Below are 26558 nucleotides of genomic sequence, written 5' to 3' on the forward strand. Positions count from 1 at the left end.
AAATCGTGCAGATCGGACCGGCTCTAGCGGGCCGAGCGGCCCCTGCGGTTGTGGCAGGGGTGACAAGGCGCGGGCGACCCGCGCCGCCATGGATGATCAAGGAGTCAATGATGAAGCTTTTCCGTATGGCCGCGGTGCTGGCTGTTCTGGCGGGACCGACCGTGCTGGCGGGACCGGCTTATGCGCAAATGCCCAATCTCAATTTGCTGCAGGAGGGGCCTGGCAAGACCCCCGAGGAGAAGGCCGCGGAGGCCGAGCGTGACAGGGCCTACAAGGAAACGCTGAAGAAGATTCCAGACTCCAAGGCGTCCAACGATCCCTGGGGTGGCATGCGCTCCGACCCGCCGAAGCCGTCGGCGGCGCCAAAGGCGTCGGCCGCAACCGGTGCGCCGAAGAAGAAGTCCGGCACGACTGCCAATTGACCTTCCGCCCGATCGGCGGCGGTTGAATGCCTCCGGCCGGGACTCCTCTTTGATCGGCCTGCTTCCTACATTGCGCGGGAGTGTATCGCGTCGAGGAGAGCAGAACATGGCCGATCGTCCGCGGGATCTCGCCGAGCGGATGGCGCGCCGGCGAAAAATGGGAGGCAAGCCCGGCCCGAGGGCCGGCGACGGCTATCTGCGCGAGACCTTCACGCTGCCGCGCGCGGCGGCACGGGAGAGGGCGCAGGCTTTCTTCGCCCGCTACCCCAAGGCCGGCTATATGAGCGCGGTCGAGACCTGGCGCGAGCTGCCCGGCGGCGACATCGAATTCACGATGCGGCGGCTGCCCAGCGCGGATTAAGGCCGGCCCCTATTCGAAGGTTTCGGATGTGATGCGGATCCGGAATACGGGCTCCTTGGCCTCGTCCAGCAGCTCCATATTCCATTCGGAATTTTCCTGGAGCTTGCGGGCGATGCCGGCGGCCATGTCGGCGCAGACGCTTGTCATCTCCTTCCAGGCCAAATCGCGATCGGCAAATTCCGACGCGTGGTCGGCACAGCCGGAATAGCGGCCGTTCCGGATTCGAAAGAAGTAGAGCGGCATGGTTCGCACCGATCGCGCCTGATGGCTCCGTCCCTCGGCCATAATCGCGGGCAGTCCAATCCCAAACCAGCGGCAGATCAATTCCGGGCGGCTACGGAATAGCCCCATGGGCGCGGCTTGCGCCCTGCAAGCCATGCTGCGCTCCGCAAGTCATGCTGCGCTCAAGTCATGGCGGCTGCGGCGCGCCGGGGCGCATGCCGCCGACGATCTCGGCCCGGCCGTTCAGGCGGTTTTGCGCCCGATCGCCTTCAGCTCCCGATCGATGCGCAGCTGCACCCGTCGGATCGCCAAGAGATCGATCTTGGTCTCGGTCCTGCCGGTCTTGATCTGCTCGCCGATCCGGAACTGCCACTGCCACATGCCGGGAATTGCCGTCTTGGCGACGGTGAATTCGATGCCCCTGTGATTCATGGCCATCTCCCACGATTCACTTCCATCACTGAGAACATGCTGGGCGGCATAATATTCCAAGGGAAAGCCAAACCTGTCGGTAAGCCCCGGATAGCTCACGGCTATCGCGCAAACGCACGCGCTCCGGACGAAATCGAAATTCGAAAGCGCCGGCCGCGCGCGTCGGCGCGAGACCTCATGCCCGTGGTTCTCCGGCCAAGAACAGAGTTCCTGGGATGGGTAAGGGCACCTTCCGGAACGCGGCGGCATGTGCCTTGCTTGGCCCGATGCGGCTAAGCAACATGGACGCGTCATGCCGGGCATTCCCCGCCGCTATTCTCATTTCGTGTTCGGAATCATCCAGTCCGGACTGACCTCGCTGATCGCCGCGGGCATCGCCAGCTTTCCCGCAGGGAACGCGCTGGACTTCCTGGCGCACTGGATGGTGTCGTGGCTGATCGCATGGGCGGCGATGCTGCCGATCGTGCTGCTCGCAGCGCCGGCGATCCGCGCCCTCTCGCTGCGGCTGACGCAGGAGGAGGGCGGTTCGCAAACCGGCCGGCCGGCAAGAAAATCAGCATGAAAATCGGAATGAAAAAACCCCGCTTGGGAGAACCAAGCGGGGAGAAGGTTATTGGAGGCTGAGGTGCTGGGCTGCAACACCATAGCCGGGCGACCCTAGCCGGTTCAGCTTACGACAGCCTGACAAGGCCCAATGATGGCAGCAAAAGCCGGAGCGCGGGGGCCGCAGACTGGCCCCGCACCGGTCCCAATTTCGACATCCGTTCGCACAACTCAGGACACAACCGCAGGCGAGATTTCGCGGCGACGGTGCTGCCATGGGGGAAAACGTGGCGTGCCGGCAACGGGGTGGCATCATGGACAACGTAGAGCGGTCATTCGCCGCCGCGACGGCGGCTGGCTTCGTCGTGCTGGTAATCGGCATCGGGTTGCTGGTTCTGCTGTAGGCGCTGTTGGGTGCGGGAGATGGCTCCGAGGGTGGAAAGGCCCGTGCGCGCCTTTCAAAAACGCGAAAACAACCCCATGCACAGTAGCGTGCCTACAAATTTCCCCGCCCAATCAATGGCTTACTGGTAGTATTTAGATACCATATCGGCTCGGATTTGCCTTTCACGGCCATCCGAATCCCGATTCTCGTGCCCCTGAGATCAACGGGCGGCCGCTCCGGCACCGTCGCCAGCGCGGGCCCAGCGGCCTAATGAACCTTGATCGCGTCCAGCGGCAAACGGAGTTCGGCGGCACGCTCTTCGCGGTCTTTCTTGCGGAACTCGTTTTCCTTGCGCTCGAACTTGCTCAGCTCCTCCCGCGCCGCCTCCAGCAGCGGAGTGCGCCGGATCGTATAGTGATGCGTGTTGTCCGTCATGGCTGAAGTCCCCAGAGTTGCGGTCTCGTCCAAGAGCTATCCAGGAGAAGGCCGCAGACCGCGAAAGGTTCGGTGCCGGACGATTGCGGAATTCTGACGGCGCACAGCGCATCCGTCTTTGATGCGCTTCAGGCAGCCAAAATCGTAAAAGAACATATTGCGAACCTAGAACAAATAGGGTACATTGCATTTATCGCCGCGCCGCCTCGCCAATCGTTTGTCCCTCACGCGAATCCTCGTCATAAGGAGCACGACCCGATGTCCACCACTGCCCTGCGTATCGTCGAAGGATCCTCCATGGACAAGAGTAAAGCTCTCGCCGCCGCGCTCTCCCAGATCGAGCGTCAGTTCGGCAAGGGCTCGGTGATGAAGCTTGGCAAGAACGACCGTTCGATGGATGTCGAGGCGGTCTCTTCGGGCTCGTTGGGGCTTGATATCGCGCTCGGGATCGGCGGCCTGCCGAAGGGGCGCGTTGTGGAGATCTACGGGCCGGAATCCTCGGGCAAGACCACGCTGGCACTGCACACGGTGGCGGAAGGGCAGAAGAAGGGCGGCATCTGCGCCTTCATCGACGCCGAGCACGCGCTCGACCCGGTCTATGCGCGCAAGCTGGGCGTCAATATCGACGAGCTCCTGATCTCCCAGCCGGACACCGGCGAGCAGGCGCTGGAAATCTGCGACACGCTGGTGCGCTCCGGCGCGGTCGACGTGCTGGTGATCGATTCGGTCGCGGCGCTGGTGCCGAAGGCCGAGCTCGAGGGCGAGATGGGCGATGCGCTGCCGGGTCTGCAGGCGCGTCTGATGAGCCAGGCGCTGCGCAAGCTGACGGCGTCCATCAACAAGTCCAATACGATGGTGATCTTCATCAACCAGATCCGCATGAAGATCGGCGTGATGTACGGCTCGCCGGAGACCACCACCGGCGGCAACGCGCTGAAATTCTATGCTTCCGTCCGCCTCGACATCCGCCGCATCGGCGCGATCAAGGAGCGTGACGAAGTGGTCGGCAACACCACGCGCGTCAAGGTCGTCAAGAACAAGCTGGCGCCGCCGTTCAAGCAGGTCGAGTTCGACATCATGTACGGCGAGGGCGTCTCCAAGATGGGCGAGATCCTCGATCTCGGCGTCAAGGCCGGCATCGTCGAAAAATCCGGCGCATGGTTCTCCTACGACAGCCAGCGTCTTGGCCAGGGCCGCGAGAATTCGAAAGCGTTCCTGAAGGCCAACCCCGACATCACCGCCAAGATCGAGACCTCGATCCGCCAGAACTCCGGCCTGATCGCCGAGCAGATTCTCGCCGGCAGCCCCGAGCGTGACGCCGACGGCGAGGAGCCGGCGGACGAGTAAGCTTCAGCAGTAAAGTTTTTCGCGAGGAGCGGGCGCTGAGGACGTTGAGTTGCCGACGTCTTCGGCGCCTGTTTCGTTTAGGATCGGTCGTGCTCGGGGGGCGCGATGAAGCGGTTGATCTTGACCAGTTCGTCCGGGAGCGAGCTCGCACGATCGGGGTTGGCGGAGCTTGTCATCTCATCCTCGTTTCACTTTGGGTGGGGACCGCTGCCCTCACCCGAGAAGCTCGCAGCCTATTTCGCGGCGCGTTCGGCGGATCTCGGGCCGGGTGATCATTGGTCCGATTGGGGCATCCGCTGGCCCAAGGGTATCAAGGACCGCAAAGACTTGTCCCTGGCAGACTTCTGCGAGCGATATGACGTCGTTGAACTTTGGTTCGACCCGGCTCCCCGGGATCAATTGCAGCTCGTCTGCCTGCTGGACCACCTCAGCTCCTGCTCCTCGCTGGTGCCAAAGCTTCGACTTCGACTTGTGTCATCCGAGCTGACGACAGCACACGGTGAGGATCTCGCTGCGTCCGAGCCGCACATCCGTGTCGTGCCTGTTAGGGCCCAGGAGTTCGAGACTGCCCGGTTGGCGTGGTCGGCCTACCGTGCGATGACCCCTGAGGCGTGCGTCGATCTCCTTCACCAGGATCTCAGTGCATTGCTGATGCTGCGCCCGGCCTTGCTCGATCTCTTGGCAGAACTGCCGTCGCCTTTCACGGGTCTCGGTGCGACCGAGATGCGATTTCTGGAGCTCCTTGCCAGAGGGGTTGCAAACACGAATGCGTTGTTTCACCTGCGCTCGCAACGGCGCACATATGTGTTCGGAGAATTTGAGTTGGGTTCGTTGCTCGAGGGGCTCGCGCTCGGCCCCAAGCCCGTAGTGGCCGGGTTGGGCGACGAACTGCGCACGATCGATCGCGAAAATTAAGAGCTCGGCACGAGGTCTATCTCCGCAGCCGGTTGTCGTTGACCGAGTTCGGGCGGGGCCGTCCTGGCCCATCAGGAAGATTTCAGTCGCCACAATCCGATCGACCGCTGGTGGGGCGGCACGCACCTGACCAATGATCGGCTGTGGCGTTACGGTAATGTTTTGACGAAGCCTTGAGGCCACGGCATGACGCGGCTCATTGTCACGACCGACTCGTCCATCGCCGGTGCTATTGAACAGGCGGGCCTTGCCGACCTCGTGATTGCCATCGAGCGCCGGCTGGTCTGGGGACCGTTGCCAGCCGATGCAGAGCTGGACGCATTCTTTGCGCCGCGTACGACACAGCCCCGCGGGCTTCACTGGCTCGACGATACGCCGTCCTGGCGTCTCGAGGAATCAGGCGTGAAGGATCGAGGACTGATTGAACTGCTCGCGGAATATGACACGGTCGAGTTTTGGCGAGGGCCGGAGCCAAATGCGCAATTGATCCTGCTCTGGCTGCTCGATCATTGGGGCCGCCAACACGATGCAAATCCCGACTTTGTCGTGCGCTCCCTGTTCTTGGGTGTCAGGGATGTCGACCCACCGCGAAGCGAACTCTACCCGCCGGCTGTTGCGATCACACCTCGTCAACTCAAATCGGCCAAGCGTGCATGGCGGGCCTATCGCGCGCCGACCCCGCAAAGTTGGAGGGATCTCTTCAAGACCAATTTGAGCTGTTTGCCACAACTCGCCCCTCACGTGAGGGCTCTGCTCAACGAACTTCCGCGTCCCGCCTCAGGCCTTGGAGCCACGGAAGCGCGGATACTCCAGCTCATCGCGCGAGGCGGCATGCAGCCTTTCGATGTCTTTCCGGGCCATCAGAAGTGCAACGGGCTGGATGTGTATGGCTATTGGGAAGTTGGAGCGCTGCTTGACGGCCTTGTGCGGTGCGAGAGGCCGGCCGTGTCGGGACTGGATCAAGGTCCGTTTTCGCTAGAGATGCACGACGATTCAAGTCAGTTCGATCGGTACGAGCGGTCGCAATTGACGCTGACCGAGTTCGGAAAGGCGGTGTTGGGAGGCGACCAGGATTTTCACCGGCACAATCGGATTGATCGCTGGTGGGGCGGCACTCACCTGACCAACGAGCGACTCTGGCGGTGGGACCCCGAGACCCGCTCGTTGGTTGCGCCCTAAATGCGTGTTCCGTGCCGGAGGGTGGGTTAGCGAAGTGTAGCCCACCTCTTCCATTTCGCCAGAGACAGAAGTGGTGGGTTACGCCAGCGACTGCGCTTCGCGCAGCCGGTGGCTAATCCACCCTACAAAACGGTTACGCCGCCGCCTCCGCGTAATCGCTCACCGGCGGGCAGGAGCACACCAGGTTGCGGTCGCCATAGACGTTGTCGACGCGCCCGACCGGGCTCCAGTATTTGTCGGTGCGCGAGGTGCCCGCGGGGAAGCAGCCCTCGGCGCGGGTGTAGGCGCGCTTCCAGTCGTCATCCGCGATGTCGTGCACGGTGTGCGGGGCGTGGCGGAGCGGCGACGCCTCGATCTTGAAGCGGCCGGCCTCGACCTCGGCGATTTCCTTCCGGATCGCGATCATGGCATCGCAGAAACGATCGAGCTCCGCCCTGGATTCCGATTCCGTCGGCTCGATCATCAGCGTGCCCGGCACCGGAAAGCTCATGGTGGGCGCGTGGAAGCCGTAATCGATCAGGCGCTTGGCGATGTCGTCGACGGTGACGCCTGAGGTCGTCTTCAACGCGCGGGGATCGACGATGCACTCATGCGCGACGCGGCCTTTCTCGTTCTTGTAGAGCACTGGGAAATGCGCATCGAGCCTTGCAGCCACGTAGTTGGCGTTGAGGATCGCGATCTCGGTGGCGCGCTTGAGGCCTTCGCCGCCCATCATCAGGATGTAGATGTAGGAGATGGTGAGGATCGAAGCCGAGCCGAACGGCGCGGCCGAGACCGGCCCCACAGGCGCTTTCCCATCCGTCGCCGGATGACCGGGCAGGAACGGCTTGAGGTGCGCCTTGACGCCGATCGGGCCCATGCCCGGGCCGCCGCCGCCATGCGGGATGCAGAAGGTCTTGTGCAGGTTGAGATGGCTGACGTCGGCGCCGTAATCGCCGGGCCTGCTAAGGCCGACCTGCGCGTTGAGGTTGGCGCCGTCGAGATAGACCTGCCCGCCATGGCCATGCACGATCTCGCAGATCTCGCGGATGTGCTCCTCGAACACGCCATGGGTCGAGGGATAGGTGATCATGACCGCGGCGAGGTCGTTCGAATGCTTCTCGGCCTTGGCGCGGAGATCATTGACGTCGACGTCGCCGTTCTTCTCGCAGGCGACCACCACCACGTCCATGCCGACCATCGCGGCCGAGGCCGGGTTGGTGCCGTGCGCGGAGGAGGGGATCAGGCAGATCTTGCGATGCGTCTCGCCACGCGCCGCGTGATAGCCGCGGATCGCGAGCAGCCCGGCATATTCGCCTTGCGCGCCCGAGTTCGGCTGCAGCGAGATCGCGTCATAGCCGGTGATGTCGCACAGCCATTTTTCCAGCCGCGCGAACAGCGCGTAGTAGCCCTTCGCCTGCTCAGGCGGGGCGAACGGATGCAGGCTGCCGAATTCCGGCCAGGTCAGCGGCATCATCTCGGTGGTCGCGTTCAGCTTCATGGTGCACGAGCCGAGCGGGATCATCGCGCGGTCGAGCGCGAGGTCGCGGTCGCTGAGCTTGCGCATGTAGCGCAGCATCTCGGTTTCCGAGCGATGCGCGTGGAAGACGGGGTGGGTGAGGAAAGAGGTCGCACGCTTGAGCGTCTCCGGCAGCGCCTCGCGCGTGGTGGCGTCGATCTCGGCGTATGCAAGCTGCCCGCCGAAGGCGCGCCAGACTGCTTCCACCGTTGCGGGCGTGGTGGTCTCGTCGAGCGCGATCCGCAATGCAGTTTCGCCAGCGCCGAGATTGATCTTCTCGGCCGCCGCGCGCGCCACGATTTCGGTACGCTTCGCCCCTGCATCCACGCTGAGCGTGTCGAAGAAGCTGTCGGACTGGAGCGCAAAGCCGAGCTTGCGCAGGCCGGCCGCCAGCACCGCGGCGCGGCGGTGCACATTGCGCGCGATCTGCGAAAGGCCTTCGGGGCCGTGATAGACTGCATACATCGAGGCGATCACGGCGAGCAGCACCTGCGCGGTGCAGATGTTGGAGGTCGCCTTCTCGCGGCGGATGTGCTGCTCGCGGGTCTGCAGCGCGAGACGGTAGGCCGGCATTCCGCGCGAATCCACGGAGAGGCCGACGATGCGGCCGGGCAGCGAGCGCTTCAGCGCATCGCGCACCGCCATATAGGCCGCGTGCGGCCCGCCATAACCCATCGGCACGCCAAAACGTTGCGCCGAGCCGATGGCGATGTCCGCGCCGAGCTCGCCGGGCGAGGCGAGCAGTGTCAGCGCCAGCAGATCGGCGGCGATGATCGCGAGTGCGCCCTTGGCCTTCAGGCTGGCGATCGCGGGCCTGAGGTCGCGCACAGCGCCTGAACTGCCCGGATATTGCAGCAGTGCACCAAGCACGTCGGTCTTGTCGAGATCGGTGAGGGGATCGCCCACGACCAGGGTCCAGCCCAGCGGCTCCGCGCGGGTGCGCATCACGGCGAGCGTCTGCGGATGCACGTCCTTGTCGACGAAGAAGGCCTTTGCTTCGACCCGTGAGTGCCGCTCCGCGAGCGCCATCGCTTCGGCGGCCGCGGTGGCCTCGTCGAGCAGTGAGGCGTTGGCGACGTCGAGCCCGGTAAGATCGCAGATCATGGTCTGGAAGTTGAGCAGCGCCTCCAGCCGGCCCTGGCTGATCTCGGGCTGGTAGGGCGTGTAGGCGGTGTACCAGGCCGGACTCTCCAAGATGTTGCGCTGGATCACCGCGGGCAGGATCGTGCCGGAATAGCCTTGGCCGATCAGCGAGGTGAAGACCTGGTTCTGGGCGGCGAGTTCGGCCATATGCGCGATCGCTTCGGTCTCGCTCAAGGGCTTGCCGAGATCGAGTGGGGCGGCCTGCCGGATCGAGGCCGGCAGCGTCTGCGCCATCAGCGTATCGACGCTGTTCGCGCCGACGGCCTCGAGCATCGCGGTGACGTCGCGCGCGGAGGGGCCGATGTGGCGGCGAACGAAGCTGGTGGTGTCGCCGTTGGATTTGCGGTGCGCGGTCATCATGGGTCCTCGCTTCAGATGTTCTTGTCGCCGTCATGCCCCGCGAAGGCGGGGCATCCAGTAAACGCAGCCGCTTCGGCTAGCGCCGATTGGCCGCGGCGTACTGGATCGTCCGCCTTCGCGGACGATGACACCGAATATGAGGTCAGAGTTCGCATCATCTCACGCCGTGTGGGCCTTGTAGGCGGCTTCGTCCATCAGACCGCCGAGCTCGCTCTTGTCGGCAATCTTGATCTTGAAGAACCAGGCCGCGCCTTGCGCATCCGAGTTCACCAGTGCGGGCTCGGCGGCGAGCGCGGCGTTGGTCTCGAGCACTTCGCCCGTCACCGGCGCGTAGACGTCCGATGCGGCCTTCACCGATTCCACGACCGCGGCGGGTTCGGCCTTCTTCAGCGTGCGGCCGAGCTTGGGCAATTCGACGAACACGACGTCGCCAAGCTGCGATTGCGCGTAGTCGGTGATGCCGACGGTGGCGACATCGCCGTCGATCGCGAGCCATTCGTGGTCGGAGGTGTACAGCGTCGTGGTCATTTTCTCGGTCCTCAGCGTTTGTAGGTGTTTTTCACGAAGGGCATGGCGGCGATTTGCACGGCCAGGCGCTGGCCGCGCACCTCGGCGAAGAGTTTTGTGTCGATCGCGCTCGATGCGGTGGGCACATAGCCCATCGCGACCGGCGCATTCAGGCTCGGGCCGAAACCGCCCGAGGTGACCTTTCCGATCGGCTCGGCGGAGGTCGCATCCGCAAACAGCAGCGCGCCTTCGCGCACCGGCGCGCGGCCCTCGGTGCGCAGGCCGACGCGGCGGCGGGATGCGCCATGGTCGAAATGGGCGAGAATCTTTGCCGCGCCGGGGAAGCCCCCCGCACGCGCGCCGCCGGTGCGGCGGCTCTTCTGCACCGACCATTCCAGTGCGGCCTCGACCGGCGTGGTCGCGGTGTCGATGTCGTGGCCGTAAAGACAAAGCCCGGCCTCGAGCCGCAGGCTGTCACGGGCGCCGAGCCCGATCGGCATGACGTCCGGATTGTCCAGCAGGGCCTTGGCGAGCCGTTCGGCATCGCCGGCAGGAACCGAAATCTCAAAGCCGTCCTCGCCGGTATAGCCTGAGCGCGAGACGAAGCAGTCGAGGCCGGCAACCCTGTGCGGGCCGGAATCCATGAATTTCATGGCGGGTGCTTCTGCACACAATTTCGTCAGCGCCGATTCCGCCTTCGGCCCCTGCAGCGCGATCAGCGCGCGGTCGGCAAGCGAATCGATCATGCAGTCGTCCGAGAGATTCGCGCGCAGATGCGCCTCGTCCTCGGCCTTGCAGGCGGCGTTGACGACCAGGAAGAGGTGATCGCCGAAATTGGCGACCATCAGATCGTCCAGAATCCCGCCCTCGGCATTGGTGAACTGGGCGTAGCGCTGCCGGCCCGGCGCGATCGCCAAGATATCCTGCGGCACCAGTCGTTCCAGCGCGCGGGCGGCGTCCTCGACCTTGCCGGATTTCGGCCTGAGTGCGATCTGGCCCATGTGGGAGACATCGAACAGGCCGGCTGCGTTGCGGGTATGAAGGTGTTCCTTCAGGACTCCGGCCGGATATTGCACGGGCATGTCATAGCCCGCGAACGGCACCATCTTGCCGCCGAGCGAGACATGCAGGTCGTAAAGGGAGGTGCGTTTCAGGGAGTCTTTGTCGTCACGCGCAAGCATCGGGGGGCCCTCGGCGGTTCCCCGGGAACGATTTCCCGTGGACACCAGTCGAAGCCCCATCTGTCGCTGTGCCTGAGAGTATTATCCCGTCGGCGGACGCTGTCCGAACCTACCCTTTAAAAGGTCTTGGCCCGTCGGCGCCTCTTTCCAGATGCTGTCAAAGCCACGCGGTCCTTTTGCCTGAGAGTTTCCGGGGCGGTTGCTCCTTCGGCGCCGGCTACCAGTGCCGGTCTCTCCCGACGTGGCCGTACGATACAGATAGGTAAAGACCACAGGCCGGCCAAGCCTGTCAACGCGGCATCGGCGGCTTTCCAACGGATTACGCGACTGCGGCAACGCCTTGATCTGGCTGCACAGTTTCTGGACAGCGAAGCTGGCCTTGTCTAAAAGCGCATTGGCCCGCAGATATCAGCCCAAACTTGCGGTTTGGATGGCTGGAAGGCGGGTGCAAGCACACCCGATTGGATGAACATGAGCGGCGTCAACGAGATCAGGTCGACCTTTCTGAACTTCTTTGCCGAGAACGGCCACGAGATCGTGTCGTCCTCGCCATTGGTGCCGCGCAACGATCCGACGTTGATGTTCACCAATGCCGGCATGGTGCAGTTCAAGAACGTCTTCACCGGCGTCGAGAAGCGGCCCTATCAGCGCGCCACCACCTCGCAGAAATGCGTGCGCGCCGGCGGCAAGCACAATGACCTCGACAATGTCGGCTACACCGCGCGCCATCTCACCTTCTTCGAGATGCTCGGGAACTTCTCGTTCGGCGACTATTTCAAGGAGCGCGCGATCGAGCTGGCCTGGACGCTGATCACGAAGGAATTCGGGCTCAAGAAAGACAAGCTGCTCGTCACGGTCTACCACACCGACGACGAGGCGGCCGGGCTGTGGAAGAAGATCGCGGGCTTCTCCGAGGACCGCATCATCCGCATCCCGACCTCGGACAATTTCTGGGCGATGGGCGACACCGGGCCGTGCGGGCCGTGCTCGGAGATCTTCATCGATCGCGGCGAGCACATCTGGGGCGGGCCTCCGGGCTCGCCTGAGGAGGATGGCGATCGCTTCCTCGAATTCTGGAATCTCGTCTTCATGCAGTACGAGCAGGTGACGAAGGAGGAGCGCGTGGCGCTGCCCCGTCCCTCGATCGACACCGGCATGGGGCTGGAGCGCATGGCCTGCATCATGCAGGGCGTCGACAGCGTGTTCGAGACCGACCTGTTCCGTCATTTGATCGACGCGACCGCGTCGGCTCTGGGAAGCGGACCGGACGAGAAGACCGTGGCCTCGTTCCGCGTCATCGCCGACCATCTGCGTTCGTCGGCCTTCCTCGTCGCCGACGGCGTGCTGCCCTCGAACGAGGGCCGCGGCTATGTGCTGCGCCGGATCATGCGCCGCGCGATGCGCCATGCGCAGCTGCTCGGTGCGCAAGAGCCGCTGATGCATCGGCTGGTCTGGGCGCTGGTGCGCGAGATGGGCCAGGCCTATCCGGATTTGATGCGCGCGGAAAATTTGATCGAGGAAACGCTGCGGCTGGAAGAAACCCGCTTCCGGAAGACGCTGACGCGCGGCCTCGCCATTCTCGACGAGAAGAGCGCGTCCTTGAAGAAGGGCGACATGTTCGACGGCGACGTCGCCTTCACGCTGTACGACACTTACGGCTTCCCGCTCGATTTGACGCAGGACGCGCTGAAGTCGCGCGGCATCAGCGTCGACCAGGCCTCCTTCACCGACGCGATGCAGCGTCAGAAGGCCAAGGCGCGCGAGTCCTGGAAGGGGTCTGGCGAAGCGGCTTCCGAGGCGATCTGGTTCCCGCTGCGTGAGAAGCTGGGCGCAACCGAATTCCTGGGTTACGAGACCGAGAGCGCTGAAGGCGTGGTGACTGCGCTGGTCAAGGACGGCAAGGAAGCCACGAGCCTCAAGGCCGGCGAGCTAGGGGCGATCGTGCTGAACCAGACGCCGTTCTACGCGGAGTCCGGCGGCCAGGTCGGTGACACCGGCGTATTGACCGGCGAGGGCGGCATCAAGTTCCGCGTCACCGACACCCAGAAGAAGCTCGGTGATTTCTTCGTTCACGTCGGCACATTGGAGAGCGGCGAGCTGAAGCTCGGCACCGCGCTGCAGCTCGAAGTGGATCACGGCAGGCGCTTTTCGATCCGCGCGCATCATTCGGCGACCCATCTCATCCACGAGGCGCTGCGCCAGGTGCTCGGCGACCATATCGCCCAGCGCGGCTCGATGGTTGCGCCGGATCGGCTGCGTTTCGACTTCGTGCATCCGAAGCCGATCACGGCGGAGGAGCTCGCGCGCGTCGAGGACATCGCCAACGAGGTGGTGCTGGAGAATGACGAAGTCTCGACCCGCGTCATGGGCGTGGACGAGGCCCGTGAGGCCGGCGCACGCGCCCTGTTCGGCGAGAAATATGGCGACGAGGTTCGCGTCGTCTCGATGGGCCGGACCGCGCGCGAGCGCGGCGCCAACGCACTCGGCTGGTCGGTCGAACTTTGCGGCGGCACGCATGTCAGGCGGACCGGCGACATCGGGCTGATCACGCTGACGGGTGAGAGCGCGGTCGCCTCCGGCGTGCGCCGCATCGAGGCTTTAACCGGCAACTACGCGCGAAAACACGCCAACGACACCATGGCGCTGGCGAAGACCGCGGCCCACGAGCTGCGCACCTCGATCGACGACGTCCCGGCGCGCATTGCCGCTCTGATGGAGGAGCGCAAGAAGCTCGAGCGCGAACTCTCCGACGCCCGCAAGAAGCTGGCGATGGGCGGCGGTGCAGCTTCGAGCAACGGCGCGGCCTCAGGTGTGCGCGAAGTCGGCGACGTCAAGCTGATGGCGCGCGCGGTCGAGGGCATCGAGATGAAGGATCTCAAGAGCCTTGCCGACGACGGCAAGAAGCAGATCGGCTCCGGCGTCGTCGCTATCGTCGGCGTCACCGAGGATGGCAAGGCCGGCGTCGTGGTCGGCGTCACCGCGGACCTCACTTCGCGTTTCAATGCAGTCAATCTGGTGAAGGTCGCCTCCGAAGCGCTCGGCGGCAAGGGCGGCGGCGGGCGGCCCGACATGGCGCAGGCCGGCGGCCCTGATGGCGCCAATGCGGCCGCGGCGCTCACGGCGATCGAAAAAGCCATGGCTAAACAAAAATCGGCCGGCGCGTAGGCAGGTGCGCCCCGTTCCGCGAGGAATTGAGCTTCGCGATCCCAATCTGAGGGATCGCCTCTACGAATTGCTGGAGCATGATCCGCTGGCCTACTCGGTCGGGTCGCGCTTCATCCAGCTGATCATCGGCGTCATCGTGCTCGATGTCGCCGCGATGATCCTTGCCTCGGTGCCGGAGCTGGACGCGCAATTCGGCGCGCTGTTTTCGGCGATCACCATCCTGTCCGTGATCGTGTTCGCGCTGGAATATGCGGCGCGGCTGTGGACCGTGGCGGGCCATACCCAGCGCGCAGCGTCCGCGCTGTCCGGCCGGCTCAGCTATGTCTTCTCCGCACTCGGCATCATCGATCTGCTCGCGTTCCTGCCGGCCGCGATCGTGCTAGCCACGGGCCGGCATGCGACGCTGGCAGCGCTCGGCGTGCTGCCGTTCTTCAAGCTGGTGCGCTACTCGCCGGCGATGCGGTCGCTGCTCGCGGCCGTGCACGCGGAGCGGCGGGCGCTGATCGGCTGCATCGTCATCCTGATCGGCGCGGTTCTGACGTTTGCCTCGCTGCTCTATGCCATCGAGCGCGACGTGCAGCCGGACAAGCTCGGAACCATTCCGCAGGCGATGTGGTGGGCGATCGTGACGCTTGGCACCGTCGGTTACGGCGACGTCGTGCCGGTGACGGCGCTCGGAAAGTTCATCTCCGTCTTCACCATCATCAGCGGCTTTCATGATCGCGCTGCCGGTCGCGATCATCTCGACGGCGTTTGCGGAAGAGGTGAAGCGGCGCGACTTCGTGGTCACCTGGGGTATGCTGGCGCGGGTGCCGCTGTTCTCGCATCTCAGCGCATCCGAGATCGCCGACATCATGCGGCTGCTGCGGGCGCGCACGATCGAGCAGGGCGAGATCCTGGTGCGGCGGGGCGATGCGGCTTCGTCGATGTATTTCATCACCGCCGGCGAGGTCGAGATCGCGCTGCCGAACCAGCAGGTGCGGCTCGCGGATGGCACGTTCTTCGGCGAGATCGCGCTGCTGCATAAGACAAAACGCAGCGGCACGGTGACGGCGACACGCAAGACCCGGCTGCTGGTGCTCGACGCCCAGGACTTTCACGCCCTGATCGAACGCATGCCGACGCTGGCCGCGCACGTCCACAAGACCGCAAAGGCGCGACTGGAGGGCAGCGGTGACCTTGCGGTGGCGGAGCTGGCGCAGGCGGAGCGCGACGGCACCGACCGCTAAGCGCTCAGCCCTTCTTCAGGAAGACGTAGTCGGCTGAATAGGGCGCGCTCTTGAAGTTGCCGGCCTTGTCGCACGCGCCGTCGAGCTTGCCGCCATGGGTGTTGATACGCTGAACCGTGGTAACGGGCGTGAGGACGCCGCTGCCGCGGTGGGCGGTCACTTCCAGCTTCAGCCAGGGAATGTCGGCGGCGGTGGTACCCGGCGCATTGCCGGCGGCCTTGGCGGCTACGGCGCTGCCGTCGGCATGCTCCCAGTTCGGTCCGGCATAGTGACGGCCGATCGTCTTGCCCTCGGACAGCAGCGTCGCGATGGGTTCGCGAAAAGCCCAGGCGAGCTTGCCGTCGCTGCCGGCTTTGCACTCATAGACCTGCGCGCCCTCGGCGTGGACGCTGAGCACGATGCTCTCGCCGGGCGCGGCGATGGCGTCGGGAAGCGGGTCGGCGGCCACAGCCGGTCCAGCGAGCAGCAACAGGCAGGGGACGGCAAGCTTGATCGACATGGTCGCATCTCCGCGCAAAGGTCCAAATAAGCGAACGGGCCGCGTTTGCGACGCGGCCCGTGATGATGTCCGGCCCAGTCGGGCGAAATTGCGGACGGCTTACGCCGCCAGCGCCTTGCCGAGGTTCTCGGCGACCTTGTCGAGGAAGCCGGTGGTCGAGAGCCAGCGCTGGTCGGCGCCAACCAGGAGCGCGAGGTCCTTGGTCATGTAGCCTTCCTCGACGGTGTCGACGCAGACCTTCTCCAGGGTGTTGGCGAACTTGGCGAGCTCGGCATTGTTGTCGAGCTTGGCGCGGTGCGACAGGCCACGGGTCCAGGCGAAGATCGATGCGATCGAGTTGGTCGAGGTCTCCTTGCCCTTCTGATGCGCGCGGTAGTGGCGGGTGACCGTGCCGTGGGCAGCTTCGGCTTCTACCGTCTTGCCGTCGGGGGTGAGGAGAACCGAGGTCATCAGGCCGAGCGAGCCGTAGCCCTGCGCCACCGTGTCGGACTGCACGTCGCCGTCGTAGTTCTTGCAGGCCCAGACATAACCGCCGGACCATTTCAGCGCGGAGGCGACCATGTCGTCGATCAGGCGGTGCTCGTAGGTCAGGCCCTTGGCGTCGAATTCCTTCTTGAACTCGCGCTCGTAGATGTCCTGGAAGATGTCCTTGAACCGACCGTCATAGACCTTCATGATCGTGTTCTTGGTCGAGAGATAGACCGGGTAGTTACGCAGCAGGCCGTAATTCAACGATGCGCGGGCGAAGTCGATGATGGAATCGTCGAGGTTGTACATCTGCATCGCGACGCCGGCGCCCGGGGTCTTGAACACTTCCTTCTCGATGACGGTGCCGTCCTCGCCGACGAACTTCATCGTCAGCGTACCCTTGCCCGGGAACTTGATGTCGGTGGCGCGATACTGGTCGCCATAGGCGTGGCGGCCGATGATGATCGGCTTGGTCCAGCCAGGAACCAGGCGCGGCACGTTCTTGCAGATGATCGGCTCGCGGAAGATCACGCCGCCGAGGATGTTGCGGATGGTGCCGTTCGGCGACTTCCACATCTGCTTGAGGTTGAACTCCTTCACCCGCGCTTCGTCCGGGGTGATGGTGGCGCACTTGACGCCCACGCCAACCTTCTTGATCGCCTCGGCGGCGTCGATCGTGACCTGATCGTTGGTGTGGTCGCGGTACTCCATTCCCAGGTCGAAATATTGCAGCTCGACATCCAGGAACGGGTTGATCAGCTTGTCCTTGATGTACTGCCAGATGATCCGGGTCATCTCGTCGCCATCGAGTTCGACGACGGGGTTGGACACCTTGATTTTTGCCATGATCGGGGAAGCCTCTTGGGAACGGCGCTTGTGGCGCGCCACGGGAATATCCGCCGCCTCTTAGCACCTGATAGCAGCGGGCGAAAGCCAAGGGATTATGCACTTTTAGCTCATCCAGCCTCCGCAGATGGGGGGCGGGAGCAGCCCTGCCGCGGGGGCCGGGCAGAGGGTTCAGGCAAGATTCAAAAGTCGAATCCAACCCGTTATTTCCCTTGAGAATTTCGTCAGGACAGGCAAACGACAGGCGAACGGGCAGCCGGCCCGAGAGCAGGTCGAGACCAGGTCAGGACCGGCCTTGAATCAGTTCATGAAGAGCGCCTGTCCAAGACCTTGAGAACCAGTGTGAAAGCGAAGCGAGATGTCCGGGACTGACAAGAGCAAAGCGGGCCTTTCCCTCGACGGTCCCATCGTGATCCTGGTCGAGCCGCAGCTTGGCGAAAACATCGGCATGGCCGCGCGCGCCATGGGCAACTTCGCGCTGAGCCGATTGCGCATCGTCAACCCTCGCGACGGCTGGCCCAACATCGCCGCCCAGCGCGCCGCGGCCGGGGCCGACTATATTCTGGACAAGGTCGAATTGTTCGACACGGTCGGTGAGGCCATCGCCGACCTCGACCTGCTGTTCGCCACCACGGCGCGTCCCCACGACCAGGCCAAGCCGGTGGTGGGGCCGGAAGCCGCAGCTAGCGAGATTTCCGGGCACGTCGCCGCCGGCGGCAAGGCCGGTATCCTGTTCGGCCGGGAGCGCTGGGGCCTGACCAATGAGGAGGTCGGGCTCGCCAACCGCATCATTACCTTCCCGGTCAATCCGGGCTTTGCCTCGCTCAACCTCGCCCAAGCGGTGCTGCTGGTCGGCTACGAATGGTTCAAGCGGGCGACCTCCGGCGAGCTGCCGCACGCCATGCCGGAGCGCTCTGAGCGCGCCTCGCAGCACCAGATGCAGGCCTTCTTCGACAATTTGATCCGCGAACTCGACCGGGTCGAATTTCTGCGCCCGGCCGAGAAGCGCGACACCATGCTGGTGAACCTGCGCAACATCTTCACCCGGATGGAGCCGACCAAACAGGACATGCACACCCTCCATGGGGTCGTGATGGCGATCGCGGAAGGGCGCAAGGGCCCGGCCAAAGGCGGCGTGCTCGACGGCGAGCAGGCAACGCGGCTGCGTGCGCTTTTGGCCGAGCACGGTCAGGGCGGCGGCGTCCCCGACAGCGGCTCCACCGTGCGCGGCCTCGCCCGTCTGCTCCGCCGCAACCCAACCGATGCCGAGCGGCTGCTTTGGCAGGCCCTCACACGCGACCGCCGCTTCGCAGGCCAGTTCAAGCGCCAGACTCCTGTGGGGCGGCATATCCCGGACTTCGTCTCGTTCCCGCACCGGATCGCGATCGAACTGGTGAACACGGGCGAGAATGAGACGATCGTCGCGGATCGCGCGTCGCGGCGGGCGTGGCTCGAGGCGCGCGATTATCGCGTGATCGAGATGCGGGCTGCGGACGTGGAGCGGGATCTCGAGGCGGAGCTGGTACGGTTGCAGGGGATGATGGCGGAAACAACATAACTTTGGGCACGCCGCCGGTTTGCGAGCGCCGCAACCGAGGGCTGTGCAAGAGCATGACCGGTTGCTAATGTCGTCCCCCGGGACTGCATGTCGGAATGACAGGCCGCGCGCTCGTTTGTGCGGCAGCAGGCGTAAGCGCGTTGGCGTTGGCGACCTTGCTCGAAATATCGGGCGCTCGTGCGGAAATGGCCTTGAGCGCCAAGTGCAACGCGGCCGGCAATTTCAGTGTCGATGACCGCATTGCGGGCTGCACCGCCATGATCGAGGCAGCGACCGGTATGCAGCCAGCTGTGATCATGGCGCATTTCCGCCGCGCCATGTTCTACCGCCAGAAGGGCGAGATCGACTTTGCGATCGCGGACTACAATCAGATCATCGAGCGCGATCCGGGCAATCTGAACGCCCGTATCGCGAGGGCGTCTGCGTTTATTCAAAAGCGACAGCCCGAGGCCGCGCTGTCAGATTACGCCAAGGCAATCGAGCTCGATCCGAAGAGTACCTACGCATATATCGGACGTGCTCACGTCTATTCGGCGAGACGAGACTTCGTCCGCGCCATCGCCGACTATGATCAGGCTCTCCTGATCCATCCGGACAACGTCATAGCGTATGTCGAGCGAGGCCTTGCTTACATTAGCAAGGGGGATCCGGATCGGGCCATGGCCGACTGTGATCGAGCGGTCGAGATCAGCCCCCAAACCGGCGGCGGCCAACTGTGCCGGGGTCGGGTTTACTTCGCCAAGGGCAATAGAGAACGTGCATTGGCCGAACTCGATCAAACCACGCCGATCAGGCCAACGAAGGAGAATTTCTACTACTTCCGAGCCGAGTCCTTCTCTCAGCTGGGCGAACTCGACCGCGCTATCGCCGACTACGACCGGGTCATCGAGCTGAATCCACAAAGCCGGACTGCCTACGGCTGCCGCGGTGTCGTCTATGCTCAAAAGGGCGACTATGATCGCGCCATCGCCGATTACGACCAGGTGATCCGGCTGCTACATCAGGATCAAGGGATCTCGGGTGGTCGGCAGACGCGGATTCAAGGTCAGGACGGTGACCCCATTTCCACGTCCGTCGCGGGTGAATCAATTGCACTCGCTTCAGGGGACGGCCCTGTGCTCCGCGCTCGCGGGGTAGCCTACTACGCGAAAGGCGATCTTGACCGCGCTATCGCAGATTACGATGAGGCGATTCGCCTAAATCCCAAGGACAAGGATGCAATATCGTCTCGCGGCAACGCGTACAGGGCCAAAGGAGACTTCGACCGCTCGCTTGCGGACTACGATCAACTTGTACAACTCGATGCCAGGGATGCGCGCGCCTACTTTCATCGTGCAAGGGTCTATTGGCAGAGCGCTTCTTTTGCAAAATCGTTGGCTGACCTCGATCAGTCAATCCAGCTCAATCCAAAGGATGCCTATCCGGTTTTATGGCGCGAAATCGTTGCAAAGCGCAGCGACCAACAGAGCCGGCTGAGCGAGGCTGCGAAGCAGCTGGACGCGACGAAATGGCCCGCGCCGATCGTCAATCTCTTTCTCGGCAAGATGACGCCGGAGCAAGTGCTCAGCGCGGCGGACGACGCCGACCCGATGAAGAGAAAGTGGCAGTTCTGCGAGGCAAATTTCTATATTGCCGAGCGCGCACTGAAGGGCGGCTCCAAGGAAGAGGCGCTTAGGCTGTTGGATCAGGCGGCGGCCGATTGCCCGAAGACCTTCATCGAGAAGCAGGCGGCCGACGTTGAGCTCCTTTCGCTGCGAGCGAGCCGCTGACCTCGATCAGGCTTCCTAAGGCGGGCAAAGCGAAGCGTGCCACCATCTCACGTACCGAGACGGAAGTGCTGGGCATGGCGCTGCGCGCCTTCGGCCACCTTACGAAGGACGTCCGAGCTGCACTTCGCGCTGGACCGCAATCCATGTCGCTCGCGCCACCGCCAGCAATCTCCCGGCTTCATCGTGAAGCGCAGCTTCGGCCGCGCGTTTGCGGCCGTCGCGGCCGATGGGCCAGGCCGTGATGATGCAGCGTTCTCCCGGGCGCGGGCGGGCTTCGATCCGTGCTGACATTCGCCCCAGCAGCAGCGGTGCCTTGTCGAAGCCGCCGCTCTGTGGATCGCAATTGCAGGCAAAACCGGTGGGGCAGTCGAGCGCCGACCAGAGGAATTCCGGCGCGACGAGGCCGTCGTCGGCGGCGAGATTCTGATCCGGCGTCCAGCTCGCCGCGAGAACGGCGTTGTGACCACGGAGCGAGCCGGCAAAAATGCGCAAGCCGTCGCCTTTCGCCCTTGCCGGACCGCACACGAAACATGTCGGCAATGGATGCTCGTGCGGCTTGACCGGCGTCAGCAATTCGGCGGCGCAGGCGTCCTCGAAGCTGGCTGTCTCCAGGCGCGAAAGCTCCACGCTTGCCGGCTGCCCGGTCGCGACGATCTTGTTGCCGTCGCGAAGCTCCCATGTGCCGTCGTCGGTTGCGACCGCATCGAGCGGAGTGTCCAGCGGCGGCGGCGCGCGCAGCGTTATCTCCGCGGCGCCGGGAATGTGGCGGGCGAGCCGGCCGCAGACATAGCCGCCGTTGCCGGAGTTCGGAGGACCGCAAAAGCGTTTGTCGATGATGATCTGTGTCATCGGTTTTGTTCTCTCTTTCCGGCTCACCTTACCTGATCTTGAGGACAATTCGCCCCTGAACCGTTCGGTTGGCCACGGCGCGCATGGCTTCTCCGGCCTCCTCCAAACGAAGGACGCGATCGATGTGCGGACGGATTTTTCCCTCGGCCAGCAATTGCATCAGCGTGGCGTTCATACGCGCGGCATCAGCTGAGAATTTCTCCGCCCAGGCGCCGACGAAGACGCCGAGGATGGAATAGTTCTTCAGCAGCGGAAGGTTCATCGGGAGCTGTGGAATTTCGCCGCTGGTGAAGCCGATCGGCATCAGCCGTCCGCCCCATTTCATCGACCGGGCCAACTGCTCGAATATCGCGCCGCCGACATTGTCGAAGCCGATGTCGATCCCTTCGCCACCGGTGATCGCCTTGATCCGGTCGCGCAGATTCTCTGTGCGATAGTTGATGACCTCGCTGGCACCGTAGGCGCGCACCAGGTTCGCCTTGTCATCGGAGCCGATACCGGCGACGACGCGCAGGCCCAGGTGGCGGCCAAGGTCGACCGCGGCAAGGCCAACTCCGCCGGCCGCACCGGTGACGAACAGCGTTTCGTCGCGCTGCGCCCGGGCCCGCTCGACCAGCGCATAATAGGCCGTGCCGTAATTGTGCAGCACCGTCGCCGCGGCTTCGAATGCGACGCCATCCGGCAGTCGCACGGTTTTCGATTCCTTCGCTATCATCCGTTCGGCGTAGCCGCCGGTCCAGGCGCCGCACGCCACGCGGTCGCCAGGCGCGAATCCCGTGACCTTGTCGCCGACCGCGACGACGACACCGGATGCTTCCGTGCCGGGCACGAAGGGCGTCGGCGGCCGCATCTGATAGAGACCCGAGACCACCAATTGGTCCATGAAACTGACCGAGGCCGCATGGACGGCGATCAGAATCTCGTCGCCGGACGGCTTCGGCTCGTCGATTTCACTAAGGCGCAAATCGCCGGGTCCGGTGAATGAGCTGCATAGAATTGCTCTCATCGTGTCGCTCCAACGGATTGTCTGCATTCGGCAGGTTTGCGTAACGGCGTCGCATATCCCGCGACAAGCTTGACGAAATCTGCCTGTCGCGCTGCACCGGTCTTTTCAAACAGGCGCCGGACATGCGTCTTGATCGTCGTATTGGCGACGCCGAGTGCCGCCGCCACTTCGGGAACGCCGCCGAGTTCGACGATCGCGAGCATCACACGCAGTTCGGCTGGCGTCAGTTTGAACGCGTTACGGAGAGCTTCCGAACGAGGCAATATTGTCAGCGCCGCCTTGCGGACGAACAGTGCGGCAACCGCGCTGCAGGCGGCAGACGCATTGCGGCGCATGCCCGATGTGAGCGACAGGACATGGGCGACGTGGCGTTCTCCGTCCAGCCCGATCATCGAGATCGCGAGTCCGTTGATGCCATGCGCCTGGTCGCCGCGTCCCGCTGCCGCGAAGACTTGCCGCAACGTCTGGCTGACCGTGCTATCGCAGGCCATCAGAACCCCACGGAGCTCGAGGAGGACGTCGCTCGCATCGAGCATGGCCTGCCCGGCGGTATTGGCGTGAATCAGACGTCCGTCTGTGTCGACGAGAAATAGGCTGGCGTCGAGCCCATCGAGGGTATCAGCGAACACGGCGGCGTTTGCTGCCACCTGAACGGGCCCCCGCTCGACCGCAAATGCGCGGCATGGCACTGCGCTCATCGGGGTGCACCAGCGGAGCGAGGGGGCTGGCGCTCGTCCGCCGGGCGGCGCGTGAAGAGACGCGGCACCAGCATCGGAACGCGATGGCGATATTGCTGATAGGTCATGCCGAACTCGGCGATCAGATCGCGCTCCTCGAACTGCAGGGCGATCAGGATGTAGGCCGTGTTCGCGAGCGCGAACAGCAGATGGCCGGCGGTCATCTCGGGCGTAGCCCAGAACGCGAGCAGGAAACCCAGCATGATTGGGTGCCGCACGATCTTGTAGAGCAGCGGTGTTCTGAACGATTGACCTGGTATCTCGCTCCCGCGGAACGCGACGAAGGCCTGGCGGAGGCCGAACAGATCGAAATGATCGATCATGTGGGTGGAGGCGAACGCGATCAGCCAGCCGAGCCAATGCACGCCGATCAGCAACCAGGCCGCTATTCCGCTCGTTTGCCAGACCGGCGTCGGGATCGGACGCCACTGCCAGAACAGCAACAGCAGGATCAGGCTGGAAAGCAGCACATAGGTGCTGCGCTGGCAGGCCGCGGGGAGGAATTTGGCCGACCATCGTTTGAAGGCCGGCCGCGCCATCACGCTGTGCTGGATCGCAAACAGGCTCATCAGCAGCAGGTTGACGACGACGGCCACGCTCAGGTCCGTCGGGCTGCCGACATCGATCGACTTATCGATCGACATATCTATCGATTTGGGCACGACATAATTGCCGACGAAACCGAGCGCATAGAGAAATGAGACCGTGAAGATGACGTAGCTCACGATGGCGTAGAGCAGGATCAGGAGGCGCGAGATCATGTTTTTTCCTATTGTGCCTGATGCAGCCGTGCCGCATTCAGGAGCCTGAATTGCTCGCCCGCGAGCAGGCTCGATCTGCCCCGACTGCTATTGCCGGACCGTCCCCTGTGCGTCCCCCGGGGGGCGCCGCAAGGGGAGGGAGGACTTTCATGACGGCTTTCTCGCTGGGGACATTCGGGTTCCCTGAGGTCCACGCCGGCGGCCGCCCGATCAAGTTGGCCTTGCGCAAGGGCCTCGCGCTGCTGATCTATCTCGCGGAGGCCAAGGGCGCTGTGGCCCGCGAAATCGTGGCGACGCTGCTGTGGCCTGAAACTGACCGCGAGACCGGCCTTGCGCGGTTGCGGCGGCTGCTTCACCGAATCGAGCTGACGCTCGGTCAGCAGGTGTTCGAGACCGACCGCACCAGTCTGCGATGGTCTCCGGCAGTCGCGCTGCAGGTCGATGCACATTTTTTCGAGAGCGCCTGCGATCGCGGTGACTTTGACGAAGCCTGCCAGACTTATCGGGGAGATTTCCTCGCAGGCTTCTCGCCGGAGGGCTGTCCGGAATTCGACGACTGGGCGTTCTTCCGCCGCGAGGCGCTGCGGGGACGGCTGATGCACGCGCTGGAGCGTCTGGTGCAGGACAAGACCGCTGCCGGAGACTACTTCGCCGCGACCGCGCATGCGACCCGTCTGGCCGAGCTCGATCCTTTGAGCGAGGTCTATGGCCGGCATCTGATCCGCAGCCTGCTGCTGGCGGGCGACCGCAGCGCGGCAGAGCGGCACCATGCGGCACTGACGCGGCGGCTGCGTGACGAGCTTGGTGTTACGCCGGAAGCCGAGACCGCGGCGTTGATGAGTCCTGCGGCGGCACACTCTGTACCAGCGACGCGCTACGTCAAGGGCGCCGGTGTGCATCTGGCGTATCAGACCTATGGCAGCGGTCCGCTCGACATCCTGGTCATGCCCGGCTTCGTATCGCATGTGGAACGCGCCTGGGAGCATCCGGCGAGCCGAACCTTTCTGGCCTCACTGACGAAGCTGGGGCGTCTGATCGTGTTCGATCGTCGCGGGATCGGGTTGTCCGACCGGGTTGGGTCGGCGCCTGATATCGACGTCACCGCGGAGGATATCGGCACCGTGCTGCGCGCCGCGGATGCGCGCCGCGTTGTGCTGTTCGGCGCATCCGAGTGCGGGCCGGCCTGCATCAAATTCGCCGTCGACGAGCCGCGTCTCGTGGCCGGACTCATCCTGTTCGGTGCATTGGCCAAGGGCTGCTGGTCGCAGGACTATCCGCACGCGTTGCGCGCCAGCCAGTACGACGCCTGGAGCAAGCACCTCATCGCGCAATGGGGAGGTCCGGTGGGGATTGAGACCTTCGCACCCAGCCTTGCCGGCGATCCCCAGGCCCGCGCATGGTGGGCGGGGCTATTGCGCGCGGCCTCCAGTCCCGGCGGCATCTCGGCCGTGCTCGAGGCGTTTCGCGACGCCGACGTGCGGCAGCTTTTGCCGCAAATTGCCATGCCGACATTGGTGTTGCATCGTCGGGACGACAAGGCCGTACGGATCGCGGCCGGCCGCGATGTGGCGAGCCGGATCAAAGGTGCGCAATTCGTCGAGCTCGACGGCAACGATCACTGGTTCTTCGCGGGCGATCAGCAGCCGGTGCTCGATGCGATCAGGGGATTTACGGAAGCATTGCCGAGGCGATGAGGCGAGGCACGTAAATCCGTAGCCCCGGTCATTGGCACGTTTCGTGCCTGCCAAAGTGGCACAAAAAAGCGTCGCGTCTATCCGCTGCCTCGAGGAAATGAGCCGGCGCGACATAGTCTTAGCCAAGGAGACCCTGACATGAAACGCGAAGACCTCACCGAGAAGCTGCTCGACATCAAGCGCGAGAAGGGCTGGAGCTGGAAATATATCTGCGAGAAGATCGGCGGCTATTCCGAGGTGCTGATAACAGGCGCGATCCTCGGCCAGATGAAACTGACGAAGCCGCAGGCGGCCAACGCCGGCGAACTGTTCGGCCTGTCGAAGGCGGAGACCGCCATGCTGAACGAGGTGCCGATGCGCGGCACCGGCACGCCGATGCCGCCGACCGACCCGCTGATCTACCGCTTCTACGAGATGGTGATGGTCAACGGCCCGGCCTGGAAGGCGCTGATCGAGGAGGAGTTCGGCGACGGCATCATGTCGGCGATCGACTTCGACATGGCGATCGAGCGCGTGGCGAATCCGAAGGGCGACCGCGTCAAGTTCACGATGAGCGGCAAATTCCTGCCGTACAAATATTACGGCGCCAGCGGCAACGTGCCGGAATATGGGTTCAAGGAGGGATAGCTGGTTGGCATTCCGGGGGCGCGTCGCAGACGTGGCCCCGGAATGATGCTTCGCCTTATTTCCCGGCCTTCACCTCGGCCGCCGCCACCGCGATCAGCTCGTTCATCTTGGCGCGAATTGCCTGTTCGGTGACGGCCACGTTCTTGGCGGCGAAATCGGCCATGACCTTGCGCAGGACGTCGGCGTCACCGGCTTCCTCGAAATCGGCCGCGACCACCTCCTTGGCATAGGCCGTGGCGGCATCACCCGTGATGCCGAGCTTTTCGGCCGCCCACAGCCCGAGCAGCCGGTTGCGGCGGGCTTCCGCCTTGAATTTCTGCTCCTCGTCGAGGGCAAACTTCTTCTCGAAGCCTTCCTCGCGCTTGTCCAACGTGCTCATGCCTTTTCCAATTCCCTGCTGACTGGACCCGGCTGGCCCTC

Annotated in this window: 24 protein-coding genes, 1 pseudogene and 1 riboswitch; of the genes and pseudogenes, 12 read left to right on the forward strand and 13 right to left on the reverse strand. The window is 64.1% G+C overall.

The annotated features are described in order from the left end of the window. Positions 1 to 110 precede the first annotated feature (110 nt). Entirely contained in the window at positions 111 to 422 is a 312-nt protein-coding gene (locus AC0L23_RS14375) for a hypothetical protein (protein ID WP_026233159.1), read from the forward strand. A 106-nt stretch (positions 423 to 528) separates the two neighbouring features. Beyond that, a complete protein-coding gene (locus AC0L23_RS14380; protein WP_085349380.1) occupies positions 529 to 783 on the forward strand; it encodes a hypothetical protein in 255 nt (84 codons plus the stop codon). Positions 784 to 792: 9 nt separating this feature from the next. Here AC0L23_RS14380 and AC0L23_RS14385 read toward each other — a convergent pair whose 3' ends face one another. Continuing rightward, a complete protein-coding gene (locus AC0L23_RS14385; protein WP_473357051.1) occupies positions 793 to 1026 on the reverse strand; it encodes a DUF6894 family protein in 234 nt (77 codons plus the stop codon). A gap of 222 nt (positions 1027 to 1248) precedes the next feature. Next, entirely contained in the window at positions 1249 to 1437 is a 189-nt protein-coding gene (locus tag AC0L23_RS14390) for a hypothetical protein (protein WP_473332430.1), read from the reverse strand. 292 nt (positions 1438 to 1729) lie between these two features. Here AC0L23_RS14390 and AC0L23_RS14395 point away from each other — a divergent pair, with 292 nt between their 5' ends. Then, entirely contained in the window at positions 1730 to 1999 is a 270-nt protein-coding gene (locus tag AC0L23_RS14395; RefSeq protein WP_473332432.1) for a DUF2798 domain-containing protein, read from the forward strand. A gap of 633 nt (positions 2000 to 2632) precedes the next feature. On the opposite strand, the gene AC0L23_RS14400 is transcribed toward AC0L23_RS14395, so the two are convergent. Further along, positions 2633 to 2800 (reverse strand): hypothetical protein, encoded by a 168-nt coding sequence (locus AC0L23_RS14400; RefSeq protein WP_473357052.1) that lies wholly within the window; start codon positions 2798 to 2800, stop codon positions 2633 to 2635. Positions 2801 to 3058: 258 nt separating this feature from the next. On the opposite strand from AC0L23_RS14400, the gene recA reads away from it, so the two are divergent. From recA to AC0L23_RS14415, 3 genes are all read left to right on the forward strand, one after another. Continuing rightward, positions 3059 to 4147: a recombinase RecA gene (gene recA / locus AC0L23_RS14405; RefSeq protein WP_026233157.1), complete on the forward strand. Its 1089-nt coding sequence runs from the start codon at positions 3059 to 3061 to the stop codon at positions 4145 to 4147. Between the two features lie 105 nt (positions 4148 to 4252). Continuing rightward, positions 4253 to 5062, forward strand: a complete 810-nt coding sequence (locus tag AC0L23_RS14410) for a hypothetical protein (protein ID WP_473357053.1) — start codon at positions 4253 to 4255, stop codon at positions 5060 to 5062. Between the two features lie 186 nt (positions 5063 to 5248). Then, the gene (locus AC0L23_RS14415; protein WP_473357054.1) at positions 5249 to 6241 is read left to right on the forward strand and encodes a hypothetical protein; all 993 of its coding nucleotides are present in this window, start codon (positions 5249 to 5251) and stop codon (positions 6239 to 6241) included. 133 nt (positions 6242 to 6374) lie between these two features. Here AC0L23_RS14415 and gcvP read toward each other — a convergent pair whose 3' ends face one another. The 3 genes from gcvP to gcvT form a co-directional block, all read right to left on the reverse strand. Continuing rightward, complete coding sequence (gene gcvP / locus AC0L23_RS14420; RefSeq protein ID WP_473357083.1) at positions 6375 to 9239, reverse strand: aminomethyl-transferring glycine dehydrogenase; 2865 nt, start codon at positions 9237 to 9239, stop codon at positions 6375 to 6377. Positions 9240 to 9401: 162 nt separating this feature from the next. Then, complete coding sequence (gcvH, locus tag AC0L23_RS14425) at positions 9402 to 9770, reverse strand: glycine cleavage system protein GcvH (protein WP_027567642.1); 369 nt, start codon at positions 9768 to 9770, stop codon at positions 9402 to 9404. A gap of 11 nt (positions 9771 to 9781) precedes the next feature. Next, positions 9782 to 10930, reverse strand: a complete 1149-nt coding sequence (gene gcvT / locus AC0L23_RS14430; protein WP_247440475.1) for a glycine cleavage system aminomethyltransferase GcvT — start codon at positions 10928 to 10930, stop codon at positions 9782 to 9784. Positions 10931 to 11089: 159 nt separating this feature from the next. Next, positions 11090 to 11179, reverse strand: a riboswitch (glycine riboswitch). A gap of 222 nt (positions 11180 to 11401) precedes the next feature. On the opposite strand from gcvT, the gene alaS reads away from it, so the two are divergent. Together alaS and AC0L23_RS14440 are read left to right on the forward strand one after the other, a co-directional pair. Further along, positions 11402 to 14095 (forward strand): alanine--tRNA ligase, encoded by a 2694-nt coding sequence (gene alaS, locus AC0L23_RS14435; RefSeq protein WP_473357055.1) that lies wholly within the window; start codon positions 11402 to 11404, stop codon positions 14093 to 14095. Positions 14096 to 14099: 4 nt separating this feature from the next. Continuing rightward, positions 14100 to 15324: pseudogene (locus AC0L23_RS14440) on the forward strand (cyclic nucleotide-gated ion channel). Positions 15325 to 15328: 4 nt separating this feature from the next. Here the strand turns inward: AC0L23_RS14440 and AC0L23_RS14445 are convergent. Both AC0L23_RS14445 and AC0L23_RS14450 read right to left on the reverse strand, forming a co-directional pair. After that, the gene (locus tag AC0L23_RS14445) at positions 15329 to 15823 is read right to left on the reverse strand and encodes a DUF3455 domain-containing protein (protein WP_473357056.1); all 495 of its coding nucleotides are present in this window, start codon (positions 15821 to 15823) and stop codon (positions 15329 to 15331) included. A 99-nt stretch (positions 15824 to 15922) separates the two neighbouring features. Beyond that, a complete protein-coding gene (locus AC0L23_RS14450; RefSeq protein WP_473357057.1) occupies positions 15923 to 17137 on the reverse strand; it encodes an NADP-dependent isocitrate dehydrogenase in 1215 nt (404 codons plus the stop codon). A gap of 358 nt (positions 17138 to 17495) precedes the next feature. Here AC0L23_RS14450 and AC0L23_RS14455 point away from each other — a divergent pair, with 358 nt between their 5' ends. Next, on the forward strand, positions 17496 to 18695 hold the full coding sequence (locus tag AC0L23_RS14455; protein ID WP_473357058.1) for a TrmJ/YjtD family RNA methyltransferase: 1200 nt from the start codon (positions 17496 to 17498) through the stop codon (positions 18693 to 18695). Between the two features lie 95 nt (positions 18696 to 18790). After that, complete coding sequence (locus tag AC0L23_RS14460) at positions 18791 to 20464, forward strand: tetratricopeptide repeat protein (protein ID WP_473357059.1); 1674 nt, start codon at positions 18791 to 18793, stop codon at positions 20462 to 20464. Between the two features lie 99 nt (positions 20465 to 20563). On the opposite strand, the gene AC0L23_RS14465 is transcribed toward AC0L23_RS14460, so the two are convergent. The 4 genes from AC0L23_RS14465 to mddA are packed head-to-tail and all read right to left on the reverse strand — an operon-like array spanning position 20564 to position 23817. Beyond that, positions 20564 to 21313 (reverse strand): PaaI family thioesterase, encoded by a 750-nt coding sequence (locus AC0L23_RS14465; protein ID WP_018455515.1) that lies wholly within the window; start codon positions 21311 to 21313, stop codon positions 20564 to 20566. A 28-nt stretch (positions 21314 to 21341) separates the two neighbouring features. Further along, complete coding sequence (locus AC0L23_RS14470; RefSeq protein ID WP_473357060.1) at positions 21342 to 22319, reverse strand: NADPH:quinone oxidoreductase family protein; 978 nt, start codon at positions 22317 to 22319, stop codon at positions 21342 to 21344. Then, a complete protein-coding gene (locus AC0L23_RS14475; protein ID WP_051112990.1) occupies positions 22316 to 23017 on the reverse strand; it encodes a helix-turn-helix transcriptional regulator in 702 nt (233 codons plus the stop codon). The genes AC0L23_RS14470 and AC0L23_RS14475 overlap by 4 nt, the downstream gene beginning before the upstream one ends. Then, positions 23014 to 23817, reverse strand: coding sequence for a methanethiol S-methyltransferase (gene mddA, locus AC0L23_RS14480; RefSeq protein ID WP_085358897.1), 804 nt, complete (start codon positions 23815 to 23817; stop codon positions 23014 to 23016). Before mddA ends, AC0L23_RS14475 begins: the two co-directional genes overlap by 4 nt. Before the next feature lie 149 nt (positions 23818 to 23966). On the opposite strand from mddA, the gene AC0L23_RS14485 reads away from it, so the two are divergent. Beyond that, entirely contained in the window at positions 23967 to 25511 is a 1545-nt protein-coding gene (locus AC0L23_RS14485) for a bifunctional AfsR/SARP family transcriptional regulator/alpha/beta hydrolase (protein ID WP_247337328.1), read from the forward strand. Between the two features lie 138 nt (positions 25512 to 25649). Then, positions 25650 to 26138 (forward strand): cyanase, encoded by a 489-nt coding sequence (gene cynS, locus AC0L23_RS14490; protein WP_018455520.1) that lies wholly within the window; start codon positions 25650 to 25652, stop codon positions 26136 to 26138. Between the two features lie 55 nt (positions 26139 to 26193). Here cynS and AC0L23_RS14495 read toward each other — a convergent pair whose 3' ends face one another. After that, complete coding sequence (locus tag AC0L23_RS14495; protein WP_018455521.1) at positions 26194 to 26517, reverse strand: DUF1476 domain-containing protein; 324 nt, start codon at positions 26515 to 26517, stop codon at positions 26194 to 26196. Positions 26518 to 26558: the final 41 nt, after the last annotated feature.

It is taken from the genome of Bradyrhizobium sp. MI1.4, from assembly GCF_055811315.1.